Genomic DNA, 21,443 nt, shown 5'->3' on the forward strand with positions numbered 1-21,443 from the left:
GCGGGGCATGGCCCGGGGGCCCGTCGCGTGGCAGAGTGGCCGTCATGAGCGCGCCGGAGACGTCGATTCGGGTGGCCCGTCGCGAGGACGGGGACGTGCTGGGCGAGTTGGACCGGGTGAGCTGGTCGCCCCTGCACGCGGTGCTGCCCGCGCCCGTCCCGCCGTACGGCCCCTTCTTCGACGAGCGGCACCGGCCCGAGGACTGTCTGGTCGCGGAGCGCGCGGGCGCGGTCGTCGGGTACGTCCGTACGGTGCCGCCGACGGAGCTGGCCGCGACGGCGCACGTACGGCAGGTCCAGGGCCTCGTCGTCGCCGGGTCCGCCCGGGGGCGGGGGGTGGCGCGGGCGCTGCTGAGGGCCGCGATGGACCGGGCGCGGGCCGACGGCGCCGTCCGGATGACGCTGCGGGTGCTCGGGCACAACGCCCCGGCCCGCGCGCTCTACGCCTCCGAGGGCTTCGCCGTCGAGGGGGTGCTGCCGGGGGAGATGTTCCTCGACGGCGCCTTCGTGGACGACGTCCTGATGGGGCGGTCGCTCACCGGTTCCTGAGGGCGTCCGGGCCCCCGGGCACCGCGAGGAGGGCGCGCAGACAGCGGACGGCGAGGTCGGCGGGCGAGCCCTCGCCGGTGGCCGGGCCGTCCGTCTCGGCCCAGGTCTCCAGGGCGATCCGGATCGCGCTGGTGGTCGCCGCCGCCGTGAGCCGTACCTCCAGCGGGTCGGCGTCCGGTCCGGCGAGTCCGGCGACGACCTCCCGCAGCCGCTCCTCCGACTCCTGGTTGACCCGGTACCAGACGGCCCGCAGCGCGGGGTCCTCGGCGGCGGCGCGCAGCAGTCCGCGCGTCCATCCCAGCTCCTCCTCGCCTTCCGCGCCGGCGGGGGTGAGCGAGGCGGCGATGGAGGCTTCCAGGGCCTCGGGGAGCGAGGCGCCGGGGCCGGTGGCGGCGAGGAGGCCGCGCCAGTGGTCGGCGCCGCCCGCGAGGAGCGGGCCGACGGCGTCCTGCTTGGAGCGGAAGTAGCGGTAGAAGGTGCGCAGGGCGACACCGGCCCGCAGGGCGATGTCCTCGGCGGTGGTGCCGTCGGGTCCGTGCTCGGTGAAGAGTTCGGCGGCGGCGCGCGCGATGTCCAGCTGGGTGGCGGCCTTGCGGCGTTCCGTCAGCGTCCGGGTGGGGGGCGTGGGGCCCGGGGGCTTGTTGCTCACACCACGAAGCGTACGCGGACGCCTGCCGGGCATGCACGTCATGCATGCATGGCAAAACGTGCCACTTGGGCGTACGGTGGCAAGCGTTCCACCGGAGGAGAGTTCCCCGGAATCTTGGTATCGAGAGGTTTCGTCATGAACCAGCTGACCCGTTACGAAGGACGCCGCGCCCTCATCACCGGCGGCGGCTCCGGCATCGGCCAGGCCACCGCCCTGCGCCTGCTCGCCGAGGGCGGCCGGGTCGTGGCCGCCGACATCAGCGAGGACGGCCTGAAGGACACCGTCGCCAAGGCGGGCGACGCAGCCGACCGCCTCACCACCGTCACCGTGAACATCGCCGACGAAGCCTCCGTACGCGCCGGTGTCGCCGCCGCCGTCGAAGCCCTCGGCGGCCTCGACGTCCTGGTCAACGCGGCCGGAATCCTGCGCTCCTCGCACACCCACGAGACGAGCCTCGACTCCTTCGAGCAGGTGCTCCGGATCAACCTCACCGGCACCTTCCTCATGATCCGCGAGGCGATCCCCGCCCTCCTCGAAGGCAACGGCTCCGCCGTCGTGAACTTCTCCTCCACCTCCGCGCTCTTCGCCCACCCCTACATGGCGGCCTACGCGGCCAGCAAGGGCGGCATCCAGTCCATGACCCACGCGCTCGCCGCCGAGTACGCCAAGCAGGGCATCCGCTTCACCGCCGTCCAGCCCGGCTCCATCTCCTCCGGCATGACCGACGGCTCCGGCGCCAGCCGCCAGTCCGTCGGCCCCGGTCTGCCCGCCGACGCCGACATGGCGCTCTTCACGAAGCTCATGCCGGCCCTCGGCGAGGGCTTCGCGGGCCCCGAGACCGTCGCCGGGGTCGTCGCCATGCTGGCCTCCGACGACGGCCGGTTCATCACCGGCACCGAGATCCGCATCGACGGCGGAACCCACTTCTGACCCACGGCCACCCGGCCGGGCGGCGGGCGGGCACGGGCCTGTGACTTACGGCGTCAGGCCGGACGACGGGCAGGTACGGGACCCGGGCCCTACGGCGTCAGGCCGGGCGGCGGGCAGGTACGGGACCCGGGCCCTACGGCGTCAGGCCGGGCGGCGGGCAGGTACGGGACCCGGGCCCTACGGCATCGGGCCGGGCGGCGGGCGGTACGGGCCGGGGCGCACGGCACCCGGACCCGTACCGCCAGAACAGCCCAGGTCCCCCGCCCGCCCCCCGTACGCCCCTACGCCGTCCCGAACCGCTCCCACAAGCGCGGGAAGCGGGCCGCGAGCATCTCGTCGTCCCCCAGGTCCAGCGGCGCGCCCAGCGGCTCAGGGCCCGGTGCCGGCAGCCCCAGGTCCGGGGTCTCCGCCCCGGTCAGCCGCTCGTACGCCTCGTCCGCCGCGAAGCCGATCTCCTCGCCGTCCCCGTCGATCTCCACGTCGAAGTCGCCGAGCAGCTCCGCCAGCGCGTCCGGATCGTGCACCGCCCCCTCGTACACCTCCCGTCCCTGGCCGATGAGCCAGCAGCGGAAGGAATCGAAGGTCTCGTCACCCGCCCCGTCGAACAGCACCGCCGCCGCGCCCCACAGATCCCACAGGAACGCGCGGTTGAACCGGGCCTCGAAATGGCGCGCGTAGTCGAGCACGGAGTCGGGGTCAAGCCCGGTCAGCCGTTCCACGAGCAGCTCGGCCTGCTCCTCGGGGTCGCCCTCGGCGGCCTCGCGGCCGGCGTCGATGATCTCCCAGAACTCGGTCTCGTCCATCACGAGCACCAGCATCGTGGCTCCCCGCGCCCGACGCACCCGGAAAGCCCCGGGGAATCCGGCAGCCCGGGAATCCGGTGGGCCCCGGCGCTTCGGGAAGCCCCGGGAATCCGGACAGGAGATGTCGGGCATTCCTGCCACGCTGAGCCGCATGGAAACGAAGACGACGCCGAACCAGCCACTACGAGGACGGATCTGCCTGGTCGCCGGGGCCACCCGGGGAGCGGGCCGGGCCATCGCCGTCCAGCTCGGCACCGCCGGGGCCACCGTGTACGTCACCGGGCGCACCACCCGGGAGAAGGTCAGCGAGGTCGGCCGGGCCACCGAGACCATCGAGGAGACCGCCGAACTGGTGACGGCGGCGGGCGGCGAGGGCGTCGCCGTCCCCACCGACCATCTGGACCCCGCACAGGTCGAGGCGCTCGTCGCCCGGATCGACCGCGAGCGGGGCCGCCTCGACGTCCTCGTCGACGACGTCTGGGGCGGCGAGCACCTCATCGGCGGGGTCTTCGGCAAGAAGACCTGGGAGATCGACCTCGCCGACGGGCTGCGCATGCTGGAACTCGGCGTCCGCACCCACGCCATCACCACCCGCCTCGCCGCGCCCCTGCTGATCCGCCACCCCGGCGCCCTCCTCGTCGAGGTCACCGACGGCACCGCCGCCTACAACGGCACCCGCTTCCGCGAGAACGTCTTCTACGACCTCGCCAAGAACGCCCCCATCCGGATGGCCTTCGGCCTCGGCAAGGAACTGGCGGAGCACGGCGGCACCGCCGTCTGCGTCACCCCCGGCTGGCTCCGCTCCGAACAGATGCTCGCGGGCTTCGGCGTCACCGAGGAGAACTGGCGGGACGCTACCGCCGAGGTCCCCGACTTCGCGGTCTCCGAGTCCCCCGCCTTCCTCGGCAGGGCCGTCGCCGCCCTCGCCGCCGACCCCGACCGCGCCCGCTGGAACGGCCTCTCCACCTCCAGCGGTGAACTGGCGAAGGAGTACGGCTTCACCGACACGGACGGCTCACGGCCGGACGCCTTCGGCTTCATCATCGCGGGCGAGACGGGGACGCCGAAGGTGGACGACTACCGCTGAGACGGGAAAGGGGGGACGCTCCCGGTGCCGGGCGCGGCGGCGAGGGGCCGCCACGCCCGGCCGTGGGGGGCGCGCCCGGTCGCGGGGGAAGGCGACCGGGCGCGACGGGGCGGGGATGCCGCCCGGACTACGAGCCCTGGCCTGTGGGCTCCGGCCTCGACGTGACCACCGAGTGGCCCTGGCCTGTGGGCTGTGTCCTCGGCGCGATTACCGAGGAGTCTCGATCCGGACGGCCTCGGTGCGAGCATCGAGGAGTCTCGATCCGGACTACGGCCTCGGTGCGATTACCGAGGAGTCCCGGCCCGGACTACGGCCTCGGCGCGAGCACCGACGTGCCGTCGTGGACCGTGATGGCCTGGGCCGGGCAGACGTCGGCGGCTTCGAGCACCCGGTCGTCCGGCGCGACCGCCTCGGTCAGGGGCCGCGCGTGCTCACCGTCCACGGCGAACACCTCGGGCGCGATCGCGGCGCACATGCCGGACCCCATGCACAGGCCGGAATCGACCCTCGCGTTCCAGGACACCGCGCTCACCAGCCGATCGGCATGACGCGCGGACCGCGCACCAGCATCTCGGACTTCCAGGTGATGTCACCCGCCAGGTGAAGCCCCGGGAAGCGGGTGACCAGCGCCACCATCGCCTCCTGGAGTTCGAGCCGGGCCAGCGGCGCGCCCAGACAGTGGTGGGCTCCATGGCCGAAACCGAGATGCTGGTTGCCGTCGCGGGTGATGTCGAGCACCCCGGGACCGGAGAACCGCAGCGCGTCCCGGTTCGCCGCGCCCGTCGCGACCATGACCGGCTCCCCGGCCCGTACGAGCGTGCCGCCGACCTCCATGTCCTCGGTGGCGTACCGCGCCTGGGCCGCGCCGCTGCCCAGGGGCACGAACCGCAGCAGCTCCTCGACCGCCGAATTGATCAACTCGGGGTTCTTCCTGAGCAGTTCGAACTGCTCGGGGTGGTCGAGCAGGGTGAGGGTGAAGTTCGGGATCTGCGAGGCGGTCGTCTCGTGACCGGCCACGAGGATGCCCACGCAGAGGTCGACCAACTCCAGCTCCGACAGCCGGTCCCGGCCGTCGCGGGCCTCGATCAGGGCCGTCATCAGATCGTCCCGGGGCGCCGCGCGGTGCTCCGCGATCAGCCCGGCCATATAGGCGCGCAGCTCCTCGCGGTTCGCCTCGAACTCGGCCGCCGTCAGCGAACTCGTCGACAGGGCCGCGTCGCTCCACGCCCGGAACAGCGGCCGGTCCTCGGTCGGGACGCCGAGCATCTGGCAGATCACCGCGACCGGGATCGGCAGTGCGTAGAGGTCCACCAGATCGGCCGGCGGACCCGCAGCCTCCATCTCGTCGAGCAGGGTCGCCGTCAGCTCCCTCACCTGCGGGCGGAGCTTCTCCACCTGCCGTACGGTGAACGCCCGTGCGACCAGGGACCGCAGCCGGGTGTGGTCCGGCGGGTCCATGCTCAGGATGCCGCTGTCCCGGCTGCCCTCCGACTGGCGGGGCTCGTCGCGGCCGACCCCCATGGCCCGGCTGAAGCGCTGGTCGCCGAGGACGAACCGGGCGTCCGCGTACCGCGTGGCGAGCCAGGCGGGCTCACCGAAGGGGAGCCGGACGCGTAACAGGCCCGGCTGCTCGCGCACCCGCTCGTACTCCTCCGCGAGCTGAAGCCCCTCGGCGGTGTTGAAGGGGTAGGCGAGGGGGGTGGTATCGGCTGTGGTCACTAGGTCCTCCTAGTTGTAAGCACGTGCTTACAACGCTAGGACCGGTGCTCGAAGAGGTCAACATCGCTTTACGGCCGTTATCCTGACGGGCCGTCCGAGAGGAATGTCATGGACCGATCCGTCAGCGCTCGCGGCCGAGCGGGGGCCCTCACCGCCGACGGGGCGCCGGGCGGTGAGCGGCGCAGGGACGCTGCCGCCACGCGCCGCCGCATCCTCGACGCGGCCCGCGACCTCTTCGCCGAGCGCGGCTACGAGGCCGCCACGGTGCGGGACATAGCGGAGCGCGCCGGAGTCAACCAGGCCCTGATCTTCCGCTACTTCGGCTCCAAGCAGGGGCTGCTGACCAAGGTCGTCACCCGGGACGGCCTCGAACAGGTGCGGGCCACACCCCCCGAGGAACTGTTCGAGACGGCCCTCCGCTCGATGCTCACCGGCGGCCCCGACGGCACCGGCGACCGGTCCCTTGAGGTCTATCTGCGCTCCCTCGGCCGGGGCGAGGAGACGGACGAGGCCCTGCGCGAGCTGGGCGAGAAGTACCAGAGCGCCCTGGCGTCCCTCTCCGACGCCGAGGACGCCGTGCTCCGCGCCGACCTGGCGATGGCCTGGCTGCTCGGCATCGGCCTCCTGCGCTCGGTCGTCGCCCGCGACCCCCTGGCGAGCGCCGACCCCGACGAGGTCTGCCGCCTCGTACTCCCCAGGCTGGAAGGACTCTGGGAGGCACGGGGGGAGGAGGGGTAGCGAGCCCTGGCGCCCTCGGGGGACTTCCCGTACGTCTCCGGGGGGACTTCCCGTACGTCCGAGGGGACTCCCCGTACGTCCGGGGCAGGCATCCGTACGCCTCCAGGCGGCCCCCGTGTGTTCGTGGCGGACCCCGTACGTCTCCTGCGGCCCGCGTCCGGGCCAGGCCCCCGTGCCTCTCAGGCCGTTCCCTCGTACACCGCCGCCGTCCGCCGGGCCGCCTCCGCGAAGCGGGTGCGCAGGGAGGCGGGGGACACGACCTCCACGTCCGGGCCGAGGCCGAAGAGCTGGGCGAAGGCGACGTCCTCGTCCTCGACCCGGAGCGTCACCGTCACCCGGTCCGGACCGGGGGCCCCGTCGGCCCCGGCGGACCTGGCAGCCCCAGCGGTTCCGACGGCCCCGTCGGTCCTGTCCATCCCGCTGGTCCCGCCGGTCCCGCTGGTCCTACTGGTCCCGTCCGTCCCACTGGCCCGAGCCGCCCCGCCGTTCCCGTCCGCCCCGCCGGGCCCCGTCGTCAGTGCCTCCTCCGCCGCCGCTCGGTCCGTCACGTGCGGCAGGCGGCGGGCCCCCCTTTCGGTGAGGCGCAGGACCACCTCGGTGCGCAGGAGCGAGTGGGCGAACTCCGCCGACCGCTCCGCCCAGAAGGCCGCGAGGTCGAAGTCCTCGTCCCGCTCGAACCGCTCCTCCTCGGCCTCCACCGAGGTGAACCGGTCCACCCGGTACGTACGGAAGGACGATCCGGCCCGCGCGCACAGGTACCAGACGCCCGCCTTCAGGACGAGCCCGTACGGCTGGAGCACGCGCTCCACCTCGGTCTCCCGCCGCCGGTAGCGGGCGCGTACCACCCGGTCGTCCCGGGCCGCCTCCGCGAGCGGTACGAGCCACCGGGGCGTCTCGGGCTCCTGGTACCAGCCCGGCGCGTCCAGATGGAACCGGCGGCCCACCGCGTCGGGCGCGTCCCGCAGCGAGGGCAGCAGGGCCGCGCTGACCTTCAGCCGCGCCGAGGCAGCCGCCTCCGCGAGGCCGAGATCCCGCAGCGCGTCCGGCAGCCCGGACAGGAAAAGCGCCTCCGCCTCGCCGCGCGCGAGCCCCGTCAGCCGGGTGCGGTACCCGCCGACGAGCCGGTACCCGCCGATCCTGCCCCGGTCCGCATACACGGGAACCCCCGCCTCGGAGAGGGCGAGGGCATCACGGGTGACGGTCCGCTCCGACACCTGGAGTTCGGCGGCCAGTTCGGCGGCCGTCATCGAGGGGCGGGACTGGAGCAGCAGGACCATCTTGATCAGTCGGGCGGCGCGCATGAGGCCATCATGCGCGCCGCCACCGACAACCGGGCTCTACAGCCCGTAGCGCTCCCGCGCCTCCTTCACCGACGCGGCCGGGACCTCGCCACGGCGGGCCAGCTGCGCGAGGGCGGCGACCACGATCGACTGCGCGTCGACACCGAAGTGGCGGCGGGCCGCGTCACGCGTGTCCGACAGGCCGAAACCGTCCGCACCGAGCGAGGTCCAGTCCTGCTCGACCCACTGCGCGATCTGGTCGGGGACCTGGCGCATGTAGTCCGAGACGGCGAGGACGGGGGAGTCGACACCGGCCAGCGCCTTGCGCAGGTACGGCACCCGCTCCTCGCCGCGCAGCAGCGCCGCGTCCGCCTCCAGGGCGTCGCGCCGCAGCTCCGTCCAGGAGGTCGCGGACCACACGTCGGCGCCCACGCCCCACTCGGCGGCGAGCAGCTTCTGCGCTTCGAGGGCCCAGTGGATCGCGGTGCCCGAGGCGAGCAGCTGGATCCGCGAGGCGTTCGCGGGCAGCTCGATCCCGGCGGTCTCCGCCGTGTTGAAGCGGTAGAGGCCCTTGACGATGCCCTCGTCGATCCCGGCCGGCTTGGCGGGCTGCGGCATCGGCTCGTTGTAGACGGTCAGGTAGTAGAAGACGTCCTGGTCCTCGCCCTCGGCGGCCTCGCCGTACATCCGGCGCAGACCCTCCTTGACGATGGCCGCGATCTCGTACGCGAACGCCGGGTCGTACGACAGGGCGGCCGGGTTGGTCGCCGCGATCATCGGCGAGTGCCCGTCGGCGTGCTGGAGGCCCTCGCCCGTCAGGGTCGTACGGCCCGCGGTGGCGCCGACGAGGAAGCCGCGGCCGAGCTGGTCGCCGAGCTGCCACATCTGGTCGGCGGTCCGCTGCCAGCCGAACATCGAGTAGAAGATGTAGAACGGGATCATCGCTTCGCCGTGCGTGGAGTACGCGCTGGACGCGGCGATGAAGTCGGCCATCGAACCGGCCTCGGTGATCCCCTCGTTGAGGATCTGGCCGTTCTTGGCCTCCTTGTAGTACATCAGCTGGTCGCGGTCGACCGGCTCGTACGTCTGCCCCTTCGGCGAGTAGATGCCGAGCGAGGGGAAGAGCGACTCCATGCCGAAGGTGCGGGCCTCGTCCGGGACGATCGGGACCCAGCGCTTGCCGGTCTCCTTGTCGCGGATGAGGTCCTTGACCAGCCGGACGAAGGCCATCGTGGTGGCCATCGACTGGGCGCCGGAGCCCTTGTCGAAGGCGGCGAAGGCCTTGTCCGCGGGGGCGGGCAGCGGGGCGAGCGGGTGGGTGCGGCGGGCCGGGGCCGGGCCGCCGAGGGCCGCGCGGCGCTCCTGGAGGTAGCGGACCTCGGGCGAGTCGGCGCCGGGGTGGCCGTACGGCACCTGGCCGTCGACGAACCGCGCGTCCGGGATGGGGAGCTCAAGGAGGTCCCGCATGTTCTTGAACTCGTCCGTGGTCAGCTTCTTCATCTGGTGGTTCGCGTTCTTCGACGCGAAGCCCTCACCCAGGGTGAAGCCCTTGACGGTCTGCGCGAGGATGACCGTCGGCGCGCCCTTGAACTCCAGGGCAGCCTTGTACGCGGCGAACACCTTGCGCGGCTCGTGGCCACCGCGCGAGAGGTGGAAGCACTCCAGGATCTTGTCGTCGCTCAGCAGTCGCGCCATCGCGACGAGCGCCGGGTCCTTGCCGAAGAAGTCCTCGCGGATGTAGGCGGCGTCGCGGGTCTGGTACGTCTGGACCTGCGCGTCCGGCACCTCGCGGAGGCGGCGGACCAGGGCGCCGGTGGTGTCGAGCGCGAACAGCTCGTCCCAGGCGTTGCCCCACAGGGACTTGATCACGTTCCAGCCGGCGCCCCGGAACTGGGCCTCCAGCTCCTGGACGATCTTGAAGTTGGCGCGGACCGGGCCGTCGAGGCGCTGGAGGTTGCAGTTGATGACGAAGGTCAGGTTGTCCAGACCCTCGCGGGCGGCGAGCGCGAGGGCCGCGGTGGCCTCGGGCTCGTCCATCTCGCCGTCGCCGAGGAACGCCCAGACGTGCGAGGCGGAGACGTCCTTGATGGAGCGGTTCGTCAGGTAGCGGTTGAAACGCGCCTGGTAGATCGCGGAGAGCGGGCCCAGACCCATGGAGACGGTGGGGAACTCCCACAGCCAGGGAAGGCGGCGCGGGTGCGGGTAGGAGGGCAGGCCGTTGCCGCCGGACTCCTGCCGGAAGTTGTCGAGCTGGGCCTCGTCCAGGCGCCCGTCGAGGAACGCGCGGGCGTAGATGCCGGGGGAGGCGTGGCCCTGGATGTAGAGCTGGTCGCCGGAACCGTCGGCTTCCTTGCCCTTGAAGAAGTGGTTGAAGCCGGTCTCGTACAGCCAGGCGGCCGACGCGAAGGTGGCGATGTGACCGCCGACGCCGTACTTCGAGCCGCGGGTGACCATCGCGGCCGCGTTCCAGCGGTTCCAGGCGGTGATCCGGCGCTCCATGGCCTCGTCGCCGCCGAACTCGGCGACGGAGGGCTCGGCGGAGGTCGGGATGGTGTTGAGGTAGTCCGTCTCCAGGAGCTTCGGCAGGGCGAGGCCCGCGCCTTCGGCGTGCTGGAGGGTGCGGCGCATCAGGTAGGCGGCCCGATGGGGGCCGGCGGCCTTGGTGACGGCGTCCAGGGAGGCCGCCCATTCGGCGGTCTCCTCGGTGTCACGGTCCGGGAGCTGGTCGAGCTCACTCGGAATCTTGCCTACGGGATCGGTCATGATCGCCGCCTTCCGGACAGGTGGGGTGGAGATGGGGCCCTTGTCTGGCAGGACAGGGCGAAGGGCCGGGTGTGGCCCGCCGAAGACTGTAAACCGTCGATCGATGATCGATCAAAGGGTTGAACGAGGAAACCTCTTCAGATCGAGAAAGTCGGCACAGGGTGCCGCGAAAGAGGGCACCGGGTGCCTTGTTTTCGCAGGTGAGAACGGCTTTCTGAGAGGCATCTCGCACGAATGAGCGAAGCCTCACCAAGGAAAGACTTCGAACGTGGATACGTCGACGGATCTATCGAGACTTCGAATACGAGTTCCAGGGAGGGGCGGGGGAGCCTGGAAGGGGCCTGGAGGGGGCCTGGAGGGGCCTCCTGGGGCTGCGGAGACGGCCTCATGGCTCCCTCGGGGGTTCCCGGGGTCCCGGTGCGTGCCTCAGGCGCGTGGCGCGCACCCCAGGACGTGCGCCTTCACCAGGGCGCCGATGTTCGGGTCGCCCCTGCGGAAGGCCTCCACCAGCTCCTGGTGCTCCTCCGCGTACGACTTCTGGACCGTGCCGAGCCAGCGGATCGACAGGGCCGTGAAGACCTCGATGCCGAGGGTCTCCCAGGTGTGCAGCAGCACGCTGTTGCCCGCCGCCTTCACCAGCTCCCGGTGGAAGGCCACGGTGTGCCTGACCTGCGCGGTCCCGTCGGCGGTCGCGTCGGCCTCGTAGAGGGCCGCCACGTGCGGTTCCAGGGTCGAGCAGTCCGCCGCGAGCCGGCCGGCCGCCAGCTCGGCCGCGATCTGCTCAAGACCGGCCCGGACGGGATAGCTCTCCTCCAGGTCGGCGGCGGTCAGATTGCGGACCCGGACGCCCTTGTTGGGCGCCGACTCGATCAGCCGCAGCGACTCCAGCTCGCGCAGCGCCTCGCGGACGGGCGTCTGGGAGACCTCAAGCTCGGTGGCGATCCTGCGCTCCACGATGCGCTCGCCCGGCTTCCAGCGGCCGCTGACGATCCCCTCCACGATGTGCTCGCGGATCTGCTCGCGCAGCGAGTGGACGACGGGGACGGTCATGTAGCGGCTCCTCGGGGAGTGTGGGCTCTCAAGACAATACGGCGGCGCCCCCGCCCGGAAACACTTCCGGGCGGGGGCGCCGCAGGTGAGGCTCGTTACGTTGCCTTCCGGCGTACGTCGGTACGCCGGATTCCGGCTACGTCGTCACAGCCCGAGGTCGACCTCGAACTCGCCGGCCTCCAGGATCGCCTTGACCGAGGTCAGGTAGCGGGCGGCGTCGGCGCCGTCCACCAGACGGTGGTCGTAGGACAGGGCGACGTAGGTCATGTCGCGGATCGCGATCGTCTCACCCAGGTCCGGGTGGTTGATGACGACCGGACGGCGCACGGTGGCGCCGATGCCCAGGATGGCGACCTGGTTCGGGGGCACGATGATCGTGTCGAAGAGCGCGCCGCGCGAACCGGTGTTGGAGATGGTGAAGGTCGCACCGGCCAGGTCGTCCGGGGTGATCTTGCTGGCGCGCACGGCGCCGGCCAGCTCCGCGGTCTTCTTGGAGATACCGGCGATGTTGAGGTCGCCCGCACCCTTGATGACCGGGGTCATCAGACCCTTCTCGGAGTCCACCGCGATACCGATGTTCTCGGTGTCGAAGTAGGTGATCGTGCCCTCGTCCTCGTTGATCCGGGCGTTGATGACCGGGTGGGCCTTCAGCGCCTGGGCCGCCGCCTTCACGAAGAACGGCATCGGGGAGAGCTTGACGCCCTCACGGGCGGCGAACGCGTCCTTGGCACGGCCGCGCAGCTTCATCAGCTTGGTGATGTCGACCTCGACGACCGAGGTCAGCTGGGCCTGGCCGTGCAGCGCCTTCATCATGTTGTCGCCGATGACCTTGCGCATGCGGGTCATCTTGACGGTCTGACCGCGTAGCGGGGAGACCTCAAGGGCGGGGGCCTTCGGCGCGGCGGCGGCCGGAGCGGCCTGCGCCGGAGCGGCGGCCTTGGCCTTCGCGGCCTCGGCGGCGGCGAGGACGTCCTGCTTGCGGATGCGGCCACCGACGCCCGAACCCTTGACGGCCGTCAGGTCGACACCGTTCTCGGTGGCGAGCTTGCGGACCAGCGGGGTCACGTAGGCGCCGTCCTCCGCCGGGGCGGCCGGAGCGGCCGGGACCGGGGTGACGACGGCCGGGGCGATGACCGGAGCCGGAGCCGGGGCGGCCGGAGCCGGGGTGGCCACGGGGGCGGCCGGAGCCGGAGCCGGAGCGGCCACGGGGGCGGCCGGGGCGGGCGTGGCGAGCGGGGCCGCGCAGAAGCCGCAGCGGTCGCCGATCAGTTCCATGGCGCACCAGTGGCAGGTCTCGCGCCGTACGGAGGCGACGAGTTGGTAGAGGACGGGCAGGTCGGGGAGGTACGCGGTGAACTCGACGAGTTTCCCGGTGCCCCACCAGCCGGGCGAGGCGCCGGGGAGCGCGGTCTCCTGGACGGGGCCCTGGACTCCCCAGCGGGGGACGAGGGTCGCGGTGGGCCATTCGGTCGGGAGCGCACCGCGTGCGAGAAGGAGTTCGGTGCCGAAGTCGGGCCCGGCGAGCGGCGTTTCGGAATTGCCTATGCGAACGATCTGCGGGGTGGGGGCGGCGAGGACGGCGAAGTGGGCGCCGGGGAGCCAGCTCTTGAGGTGGGAGCCGAGGGTGACGGGGACCCGGTCGAGGCGCGAGACGCTGCCGAGGACGGCTCCGGCGTAGATGTAGTGGGCGAGCAGCCGGGCGGCGGAGGCGAGGACGCCGGGGCTGAAGTCGCAGCCCGCGAGCTGGCGGAGCTGGCGGACGAGGACGGCCGCGCCGAGCGGCGGCAGGTCGGTGCGGACCAGGGCGATCCGGTCGCTTTCGAGCAGGCTCCGGACGACGCGCAGACGTCGCTCGACGGCGGGCGGGTCGGAGGTGGGGCAGACGACGACCACGTGCCCGTAGCGGGCGAGGAGTTGCTGCATGTCGGCGAGGGAGGCGTCGAGCGAGCGGTTCTCGGGGGGCGGCAGGACGGTCGCCTGCGGGGTCCCGGGGTCGGCCGGGGGCAGCACCAGATCGGCGCTGGTGACCGCGATCGCTGTCGGCACGTCGGACCCCCCGTCCCCGTCGGCCTCCCGCCTCCCGGGGGCCGCGGATCACTTACCGCGTCCACGGCGTCACCGCGGGCCGCCGTCGCCTCTGCACCTTATCCACGCCACCCGGGGTGGTGAACACACAATCCGCCAAGCTCCTCCCTTTTCTTGGGACTCGGGCCCGTTCCGGAGGCCCTGACGCACCCGTCCCTCTCGCCCCGGTCGAACAGCGTTTACTGCCAGAGGTCTTGACAAGTCGATTGGTCTGGACCAGCTTGTTGCGACAACGGTGGCCACCGTCCGAACTCCCCCCTACCTCGCCGTACCCCCCATACGAGCCTCCCCGTACGACGGCGTCACGACGGCGTACGACACCTCCTGATCCCCCAACTCCCCCACTCGGAGGATGCACGTGGACCGCACCACCACCCGCCCGCACGGACGCCGCTGGCTCGGCGGAGCCATCGCGCTCGCCGTCGGCTCCGGGCTCGTCCTCGTCGGCGGAGCCGGCACCGCCCAGGCCGCGGACGTCAACGTCGCCAAGAACGCCGGGTTCGAGAACGGCCTCGCCAACTGGTCCTGTTCCGCCGGAAGCGGCGCCGTGGTCTCCACCCCGGCCCGCACCGGCGCCGGCGCGCTCAAGGCCTCCCCCGCCGGTCTCGACAACGCCAAGTGCGTGCAGACCGTGGCCGTGAAGCCCAGCTCCACCTACACCCTCAGCGCCTGGGTCCAGGGCGGCTACGCCTACCTCGGCGCCGCCAACACCGGCACGGGCACGGGAACCGTCTCCACCTGGACGCCCGACAGCCCCAGCTGGAAGCAGCTCACCACCACCTTCACCACCGGCGCGAGCACCACCTCCGTCGACATCTTCACCAACGGCTGGTACGGCACCTCCCCGTACTTCGTCGACGACGTCAGCGTCTACGGCCCCGACGGCGGTGGCGGCCAGGACCCCGACCCGGTCATCCCCGCCACTCCGGCCGGTCTCGCCGCGGGCACCACGACCTCCTCCTCGGTGCCGCTGAGCTGGACCGCCGTCCCCGGCGCCACCGCGTACAAGGTCTACCGCGACGGGGGCAACCCGGTCACGGTCTCCGGCACCTCGACGACCGTCACCGGTCTCTCCGCCGACACCGCGTACCAGTTCCAGGTCGCCGCCACGAACACCGCGGGCGAGTCGGCGAAGTCCGCCGCCGTCGCCGTCCGGACCGCCAAGGCCACCGAGCCCGGCCCCGGCCCGGCCGTGCCCAAGCACGCCGTGACCGGCTACTGGCAGAACTTCAACAACGGCGCGACCGTCCAGAAGCTCCGCGACGTGCAGTCGCAGTACGACATCATCGCCGTCTCCTTCGCGGACTCGACGACCACGCCCGGCCAGATCACCTTCAACCTGGACCCGGCCGTCGGCTACACCTCGGTCGCCGACTTCAAGGCCGACATCGCGGCCAAGAAGGCGGCGGGCAAGTCCGTCATCATCTCGGTCGGCGGCGAGAAGGGGAACGTCTCGATCAACAGTGACGCCTCCGCCACCGCCTTCGCCAACAGCACGTACGCCCTGATGCAGGAGTACGGCTTCAACGGCGTCGACATCGACCTCGAACACGGCATCAACTCGACCTACCTGACCAAGGCGCTGCGTCAGCTCTCCGCCAAGGTGGGCTCCTCGCTGGTCATCACGATGGCCCCGCAGACCATCGACATGCAGAGCACGGGCACGGAGTACTTCAAGACCGCGCTCGCCGTGAAGGACATCCTCACGGTCGTCAACACGCAGTACTACAACAGTGGTGCGATGCTCGGCTGTGACGGCAAGGTCTACAGCCAGGGCTCGGTGGACTTCCTCACCGCGCTCGCCTGCATCCAGATCCAGGGCGGTCTCGACCCGTCGCAGGTCGGCCTGGGCGTCCCCGCCTCCAGCCGGGGCGCGGGCGGCGGCTACGTCGACCCGTCGGTCGTGAAGAACGCGCTCGACTGCCTGACCAAGCTCACCGGCTGCGGCACCTTCAAGCCGGCCCAGGCCTGGCCGACCCTGCGCGGCGCGATGACCTGGTCCACCAACTGGGACGCGACGGCCGGCAACGCCTGGTCGAACGCGGTCGGCCCGCACGTCCACGGCCTGCCGTAACTCCTGGCACCCGAACCGTCGTACGACCGGCCCACCGCTCGGGCCGGTCGTACGGCAACCCCGCTCGCAGCGCCGCCGCTCCCCCGGCGGCGCTGCGGCGTTTCCGGGGCACGGAGGGGGGGCACGGGGGACACGGCGGGGGGCGGCTCAGGCGGGCAGGAAGCGGGCCAGGACCGCTTCCAGGGCCTCCGCCCACGCGTCGGCCTCGGCCGCCCGGCGGCCGGTGACCTCGCAGGCGTAGCTCTCGCCGCCGTACAGGACGACGGTGACCCGCAGCCGGCGGCCGCGCCCGGTCCGCTCGTGCCGTACGGCCCCGATCTCCTCCCAGCCGAACTCCGCTTCCTCGCCGAGGAGATGGAGCCGGACTCCGGAGCCGTCCACGACGACCCCGCACTCCCGGTCGGCCACCGAGAACTCCGGCACCGGCGGCGGGGCGGTCGGCTGCGGGGGCACGAGGGGAGGCGGCGGGACGAGCGCCGGGAGGACGTCCGGGGCCGGGTCCGGGAGCGGCGCCGGGAGCCCGGCCGGGGCCGCCGGGAGCGCCGGGACCCGCGCGGCGAAGCCCTCGGGGACCGCGTCCTGGACGTCGTACGCGCCGGAGGCACCGGAGACCCCGGAGACCCCGCTCTGGGCGCCGTACGCCTCCGGCACCGCGTCCCGTACGCCGGAGGAGACCGGCACCGGCACCGAAGCCGGAGCCCGCGTCGGCGCCGGAGCCCGCGTCGGCGTCCTCTCCGTGAGCGCGTCCAGGATCTCCTCCGGAGTGGGCCGGTCGGACGGGGACTTGGCGAGGCAGCGGGCCACGAGTCCGCGCAGGGGCTCCGGTACGGACTCCAGGTCGGGGGCCTCGTGCACGGCCCGGTACATGAGTCCCATCGGCGTGCCCGAGCCGAAGGGGCGGCCGCCCGTCGCGGCGACGAGCACGGCGCCCAGGGCGAAGACGTCGGTGGCGCCGGTGACCTCCTCGCCGAGCGCCTGTTCGGGGGCGAGGTAGCCGGGGGTGCCGAAGGCCGCGCCGGTGGCGGTGAGCCGGGTCGACTCGACCGCGCGGGCGATGCCGAAGTCCAGGACCCGGGGCCCGTCGGGGGCCATGACGATGTTGCCGGGCTTGAGGTCGCGGTGGACCAGACCGCAGGCGTGGATGGCCGCCAGGGCCTCCGCGAGGGCCGCGCCGAGGGCGCGCAGCCGCGCCTCGTCCATCGGGCCCTCGGCGGTCACCAGGGCGGCGAGGGTGGGGCCCGGGACGTAGGCGGTGGCGAGCCAGGGCGGTTCGCCTTCGGGGTCGGCGTCGACGACCTGCGCGGTGTGGAAGCCGCCGACCCGCCGGGCGGCGGCGACCTCGGCGCGGAAACGGGCGCGGAAGTCGGGGTCGGCGGCGAGTTCCGGCCTCGCCACCTTGACGGCGACGGCGCGCCCGCCACGCGACCGGGCCAGATAGACGGTCCCCATGCCGCCTTCGCCTAGCTTGTGTTCGATGACGTATCCGCCGATGAAGGTCCCCACGGGGCCAGTATGGCCGAACCCTCCACCTTGATTTGTTCATGACATGGCCGCACCATGTGGCCGGACCCCCGCACGCATCGGTCGCACACCCCACACTCCCCACCCAGGAGACAGCATGCGACGTCCCCTCCGCCCCAGGAGAGCCGCCGGCCTCGCGGCGCTCGTGGCGCTCGCCCTCGCGGCGCCCCTCTCCGCCCTCTCCACACCCGCCGGGGCCGACCCGGCGCCGCCCGCCGCCCGTATCGCCTCCGGCGCCGAGCAGACCATCCGGCAGTACGAGGTCGCCGGTCCCGCCACCCCGGAGGCCCGTACCGCGCTCGCCGCCCTCGGGGTCTCCGTCGACGAGGTCGACGCCCGCTCGGTGGTGGTCAGCGCCGACACCGCGCAGCTGAGGCGGATCCGGGCCCTCGGCTACCGGGTCACCGCCCTTCCCGGGCCCCCCGACCGGGGCGTGGCGGGCGCCTCCGCCCTCGGTCCGCTCGACTTCCCCGCCGCCGACGCGAAGTACCACAACGTCGCGGAGGCGAACGCGGAGATCGACCAGCGGATCGCCCAGTACCCGACCCTCATGAGCAAGCGGGTCATCGGGAAGTCGTACGAAGGCCGGGACATCATCGCCGTCAAGGTCAGCGACAACGTCGCCACCGACGAGAACGAGCCCGAGGTCCTCTTCACCCACCACCAGCACGCCCGCGAGCACCTCACCGTCGAGATGGCCCTCTACCTGCTGCGCGAACTGGGCGCCGGATACGGCACCGACCCCCGGATCACCAGCATGGTGAACGGGCGCGAGATCTGGATCGTCCCCGACCTCAACCCGGACGGCGGCGAGTACGACATCGCGACCGGCTCCTACCGCAGCTGGCGCAAGAACCGGCAGCCCAACTCCGGCTCCTCCTACCTCGGCACCGACCTCAACCGGAACTGGAACTTCAAGTGGGGCTGCTGCGGCGGCTCCTCCACCTCCAAGAGTTCCGAGACCTACCGGGGTCCGGCCGCCGAGTCCGCGCCCGAGGTGAAGGTCGTCGCCGACTTCGTACGTTCCCGGGTGGTCGGCGGGAAGCAGCAGATCACCGCGGCCATCGACTTCCACACCTACAGCGAGCTGGTGCTCTGGCCCTTCGGCTGGACGACCGCGGACACCGCGACGGGCATGACCCAGGACGACCGGGACGCCTTCGCGAAGGTCGGCACGAGCATGGCCGCGAGCAACGGCTACACGCCCGAGCAGTCGAGCGACCTGTACATCACGGACGGGTCGATCGACGACTGGCTGTGGGGCAACCAGAAGATCTTCGCCTACACCTTCGAGATGTACCCGACCTCGACCGCCGGGGGCGGTTTCTACCCGCCCGACGAGGTCATCGAGCGGGAGACCGCCCGCAACCGGGACGCCGTCCTCCAGCTCCTGGAGAACGCGGACTGCATGTACCGCTCGATCGGCAAGCAGGCCCAGTACTGCGCCTGACGGGCCGTGGACGGACGAGGGCGCCCCGGCCGGATTCCGGCCGGGGCGCCCTCCTCGCGCGGGGTCGGGGTTCAGCCCAGGACGGCGAGGGCGTCGATCTCGATGAGCAGGCCCGCCGGGAGGCCGACGTAGACGGTCGTACGGGCGGAGGCGGGCGCCTTGAGGCCCTGCTCCTCGAAGTACTGGTTGTAGATCTCGTTCATCTCGGCGAAGTGGTCCACGTCCGTCAGGTAGACGCGCGTCATCATCACGTCGTCCCAGCTCGCGCCGCCCTCCTCCAGGATCGCCTTGACGTTGGCGAAGGTCTGGAGGGTCTGCTCGCGCAGGGTCGGGCCCGCGACGGTCGGGGCCTGGCCCTCGACGGCGGGCAGGAAGCCGACCTGGCCCGCCACCTGGAGGATGTTGCCCTTCCGCACGCCGTGCGAGAACTTCGCGGGCGGGGCGGTGTGGGTGGCGGGGGTGATCGCGGTCTTCTCGCTCATGCGGTGTCCTTGGTCGGGGCGGTGCCGGAGTACTCGCGGCTGATGGCGTCCGCGGTGCGGCGCACCTGCGGGAGGAGGGTGAGGAGTTCCTCGGCGGTGACGACGACATTGGGCGCCGAGACCGACATCGCGGCGACGACCCGCCCGTCGGCGCCGCGGATGGGCGCGGCCACACAGTTGATGGACTCCTCGTGGCCGCCGAGATCGGTGGCCCAGCCCTGTTCGCGTACGGTCGCCAGCTCCTTGAGGAAGGCGGCGGCGTTCGGGGTCGAACGGGGCGTGTACGGGGGGTATTCGAGCTTCGCGGCGATGGCGCGGCGCTCGGGCTCGGGCAGGTCGGCGAGGAGCAGCTTGGCGACGGCGGCCACGGTGATCGCGACGGGCTTGCCGATGCGCGAGTACATCCGGACCGGGTAGCGGCTGTCGACCTTGTCGATGTAGAGGACCTCGCCCTCCTCGTGGACCGCGAGGTGCACGGTGTGCCCGATGCGCTCGTTGAGCGCGGTCAGGTACGGGTGGGCGATCTCGCGGATGTCGAGGTTCTCCACGGCTTCCTGGGCGAGGGCGAAGAGCCGGGCGCCGAGCCGGTAGCGCTGGTCCTGCTGCCGGTGCACGAGCCCGTGTTCGTGGAGGGTACGCAGCAGGCGCAGGGCCGTGGACTTGTGGACGCCGAGGGCCTCGGCGACCTGCCCGAGGTCGGCGGGGCCCTGGGCGAGCAGCGGCAGGATGCTGAGGGCCCGGTCGACGGTCTGGCTCATGGCGTGCGTACCTCCTGGTCGTCCCCGGTCCAGCCGGGGCCGAGGTGAAGTGTGCCCCAGGCCGTGTCGTCGAGTGCGGCCAGCCGGTCGGCGTGGGCGCGGCGGGGCGGGTCCGCGAGGTCGCCGGGGACGGTGAGGGCGGCGGCGGCCATGAGGTGTCCGTGCCGGATCGCGGCCCGGGTGCCGAGCCCGCGCAGGGTCGCGGAGAGGAACCCGGCGGCGAAGGCGTCCCCGGCTCCGACGGGGGCGACGACGTCGACGCGGGGGGCGGGGACGCGGACGACGACGGGCTCCCCGCCGTCGGCGGCGCCGGTCCGGTCGACGGCGAGCGCGCCGTGCTCGCCGAGCTTGACGACGAGCACGGTGGGCTCGGGGAGGGCCGCCACGACGGCCTCGGGGTCCGGCAGGCCCCACACCTGGGCGGCCTCGTCGGCGCCGACGAAGACGAGGTCGGCGCGGCGGGCGAGGTCGAGGAGGACGGGCCCCGCCTCGGCCGGGCCGCCGGGCCAGAGCGTGGGCCGGTAGTTGAGGTCGAAGGAGACGAGCGGGCGGCCCGGCCGGGGCGCGGTGAGTTCGCGCATCAGGGCCAGACAGTCGGCGGAGAGGGCGGCGGTGATGCCGGAGAGGTGCAGGATCCGGCCGTCGGCGACGGAGTCGTACGGGACGGTGTCCGGCGACATCGCGGAGGCGGCGGACCCGGCCCGGTAGTAGGCGACCTCGTGGGCGTCGGTGGCCCGGTCGGCGGCGGTGCGGAAGTAGATGCCGGTCGGCCGGCGCGGGTCGCGTCCCACGGCCCGCACGTCGACGCCCCGGGCGGCGATGGCCTCGACGAGGTGGTCGCCGAAGCCGTCCCGCCCGACCCGCCCGACCCAGCGGACCCGGTGCCCGGCGGCGGCGAGGGCACAGGCCACGTTGGACTCGGCGCCGCCGATCGCGCGGGTGAACGCGGGCACGTCGGCGAGGCGCCCCGGCCGCGTGGGCAGGAACGTCACCATGGACTCGCCGAGACAGACGACGTCGGGGGTGGTGGGGGTGTCGGGGGTGTTGGGAACGGTGGGGATGGCGGGAACGGTGCCGGTGACGGACGGGGCCGCCACTCGCGCCGGTTCGCCACCCCCCGCCGGGGCCGCCACCCGCGCCGGACCCTCGCTCCCCGCCGGGGCAAGCGCCCTCTCCGGACCCTCGCTCCCCGCCGGAGCCGTCACCCCGGCCACGCCCTCGCTCCCCGCCAGGCTCGCCGTCACAGTCGACTCCTCGATCCCGGTCAGACTCGCCGTCACGGTCGGCCCCCCGCTCCCCGCCAGGCTCGCCGTCACGGTCGGCCCCCCGCTCCCGGCTGCCGCCGGTCTGTCGCCCGGCGTCCCGGGACCCCCCTTCCGAGCCGTGTTCCGGCTCGGTTCCGTGGGCGTGTGTCCGCTCACTCTCGGGCTCCCCGTGGTTCGACCGCTCCGGATTCCATTGACCCGGCCTCGGCCCGGATGTTAGACAGCCATGAGCAAAATGCGC

General features: G+C 72.8%; 18 protein-coding genes. 6 read left to right on the forward strand and 12 right to left on the reverse strand.

Annotated features, from left to right (window positions below; all coding sequences use genetic code 11):
• The first annotated feature begins 44 nt into the window (after positions 1–44).
• A complete protein-coding gene (locus BU197_RS25460) occupies positions 45–548 on the forward strand; it encodes a GNAT family N-acetyltransferase (RefSeq protein WP_188270650.1) in 504 nt (167 codons plus the stop codon).
• On the opposite strand, the gene BU197_RS25465 is transcribed toward BU197_RS25460, so the two are convergent.
• Positions 535–1,230, reverse strand: a complete 696-nt coding sequence (locus BU197_RS25465; protein WP_188270734.1) for a TetR family transcriptional regulator — start codon at positions 1,228–1,230, stop codon at positions 535–537. The genes BU197_RS25460 and BU197_RS25465 overlap by 14 nt on opposite strands.
• Before the next feature lie 102 nt (positions 1,231–1,332).
• Here BU197_RS25465 and BU197_RS25470 point away from each other — a divergent pair, with 102 nt between their 5' ends.
• Positions 1,333–2,127: an SDR family NAD(P)-dependent oxidoreductase gene (locus BU197_RS25470; protein WP_188270651.1), complete on the forward strand. Its 795-nt coding sequence runs from the start codon at positions 1,333–1,335 to the stop codon at positions 2,125–2,127.
• Positions 2,128–2,408: 281 nt separating this feature from the next.
• Here the strand turns inward: BU197_RS25470 and BU197_RS25475 are convergent, their stop codons facing one another.
• A complete protein-coding gene (locus tag BU197_RS25475) occupies positions 2,409–2,930 on the reverse strand; it encodes a DUF4240 domain-containing protein (RefSeq protein WP_188270735.1) in 522 nt (173 codons plus the stop codon).
• A gap of 151 nt (positions 2,931–3,081) precedes the next feature.
• Between BU197_RS25475 and BU197_RS25480 the strand changes: the two genes are divergently transcribed.
• Positions 3,082–4,017: an SDR family oxidoreductase gene (locus tag BU197_RS25480; protein ID WP_223182698.1), complete on the forward strand. Its 936-nt coding sequence runs from the start codon at positions 3,082–3,084 to the stop codon at positions 4,015–4,017.
• Positions 4,018–4,324: 307 nt separating this feature from the next.
• On the opposite strand, the gene BU197_RS25485 is transcribed toward BU197_RS25480, so the two are convergent.
• Both BU197_RS25485 and BU197_RS25490 read right to left on the reverse strand, forming a co-directional pair.
• Positions 4,325–4,549 (reverse strand): ferredoxin, encoded by a 225-nt coding sequence (locus BU197_RS25485; RefSeq protein ID WP_188270653.1) that lies wholly within the window; start codon positions 4,547–4,549, stop codon positions 4,325–4,327.
• A complete protein-coding gene (locus BU197_RS25490) occupies positions 4,546–5,736 on the reverse strand; it encodes a cytochrome P450 (RefSeq protein ID WP_188270654.1) in 1,191 nt (396 codons plus the stop codon). The genes BU197_RS25485 and BU197_RS25490 overlap by 4 nt, the downstream gene beginning before the upstream one ends.
• Before the next feature lie 108 nt (positions 5,737–5,844).
• Here BU197_RS25490 and BU197_RS25495 point away from each other — a divergent pair, with 108 nt between their 5' ends.
• Positions 5,845–6,474 (forward strand): TetR/AcrR family transcriptional regulator, encoded by a 630-nt coding sequence (locus BU197_RS25495; protein ID WP_188270655.1) that lies wholly within the window; start codon positions 5,845–5,847, stop codon positions 6,472–6,474.
• 179 nt (positions 6,475–6,653) lie between these two features.
• Here the strand turns inward: BU197_RS25495 and BU197_RS25500 are convergent, their stop codons facing one another.
• The 4 genes from BU197_RS25500 to sucB form a co-directional block, all read right to left on the reverse strand.
• Positions 6,654–7,775, reverse strand: coding sequence for a helix-turn-helix transcriptional regulator (locus BU197_RS25500; RefSeq protein WP_188270656.1), 1,122 nt, complete (start codon positions 7,773–7,775; stop codon positions 6,654–6,656).
• A 36-nt stretch (positions 7,776–7,811) separates the two neighbouring features.
• Entirely contained in the window at positions 7,812–10,517 is a 2,706-nt protein-coding gene (gene aceE, locus BU197_RS25505; protein WP_188270657.1) for a pyruvate dehydrogenase (acetyl-transferring), homodimeric type, read from the reverse strand.
• Between the two features lie 426 nt (positions 10,518–10,943).
• Positions 10,944–11,567: a GntR family transcriptional regulator gene (locus BU197_RS25510; RefSeq protein ID WP_188270658.1), complete on the reverse strand. Its 624-nt coding sequence runs from the start codon at positions 11,565–11,567 to the stop codon at positions 10,944–10,946.
• Between the two features lie 144 nt (positions 11,568–11,711).
• A complete protein-coding gene (sucB, locus tag BU197_RS30785; RefSeq protein ID WP_317453410.1) occupies positions 11,712–13,613 on the reverse strand; it encodes a 2-oxoglutarate dehydrogenase, E2 component, dihydrolipoamide succinyltransferase in 1,902 nt (633 codons plus the stop codon).
• Positions 13,614–14,004: 391 nt separating this feature from the next.
• On the opposite strand from sucB, the gene BU197_RS25520 reads away from it, so the two are divergent.
• Entirely contained in the window at positions 14,005–15,726 is a 1,722-nt protein-coding gene (locus BU197_RS25520; RefSeq protein ID WP_188270659.1) for a chitinase, read from the forward strand.
• Positions 15,727–15,873: 147 nt separating this feature from the next.
• Here BU197_RS25520 and BU197_RS25525 read toward each other — a convergent pair whose 3' ends face one another.
• On the reverse strand, positions 15,874–17,175 hold the full coding sequence (locus BU197_RS25525) for a serine/threonine-protein kinase (protein WP_188270736.1): 1,302 nt from the start codon (positions 17,173–17,175) through the stop codon (positions 15,874–15,876).
• 169 nt (positions 17,176–17,344) lie between these two features.
• Here BU197_RS25525 and BU197_RS25530 point away from each other — a divergent pair, with 169 nt between their 5' ends.
• The gene (locus BU197_RS25530) at positions 17,345–18,697 is read left to right on the forward strand and encodes a M14 family metallopeptidase (protein ID WP_188270660.1); all 1,353 of its coding nucleotides are present in this window, start codon (positions 17,345–17,347) and stop codon (positions 18,695–18,697) included.
• Positions 18,698–18,768: 71 nt separating this feature from the next.
• Here the strand turns inward: BU197_RS25530 and BU197_RS25535 are convergent, their stop codons facing one another.
• From BU197_RS25535 to BU197_RS25545, 3 genes are read right to left on the reverse strand one after another with little or no spacing between them, the layout of a single operon-like run.
• Entirely contained in the window at positions 18,769–19,179 is a 411-nt protein-coding gene (locus BU197_RS25535; protein WP_188270661.1) for a RidA family protein, read from the reverse strand.
• A complete protein-coding gene (locus tag BU197_RS25540) occupies positions 19,176–19,937 on the reverse strand; it encodes an IclR family transcriptional regulator (protein ID WP_188270662.1) in 762 nt (253 codons plus the stop codon). The genes BU197_RS25535 and BU197_RS25540 overlap by 4 nt, the downstream gene beginning before the upstream one ends.
• Positions 19,934–20,932: a sugar kinase gene (locus BU197_RS25545; protein WP_411158535.1), complete on the reverse strand. Its 999-nt coding sequence runs from the start codon at positions 20,930–20,932 to the stop codon at positions 19,934–19,936. The genes BU197_RS25540 and BU197_RS25545 overlap by 4 nt, the downstream gene beginning before the upstream one ends.
• Between the last annotated feature and the right edge of the window lie 511 nt (positions 20,933–21,443).

Source organism: Streptomyces sp. CBMA291, from assembly GCF_014596525.1.
Taxonomy (GTDB): Bacteria; Actinomycetota; Actinomycetes; order Streptomycetales; family Streptomycetaceae; genus Streptomyces.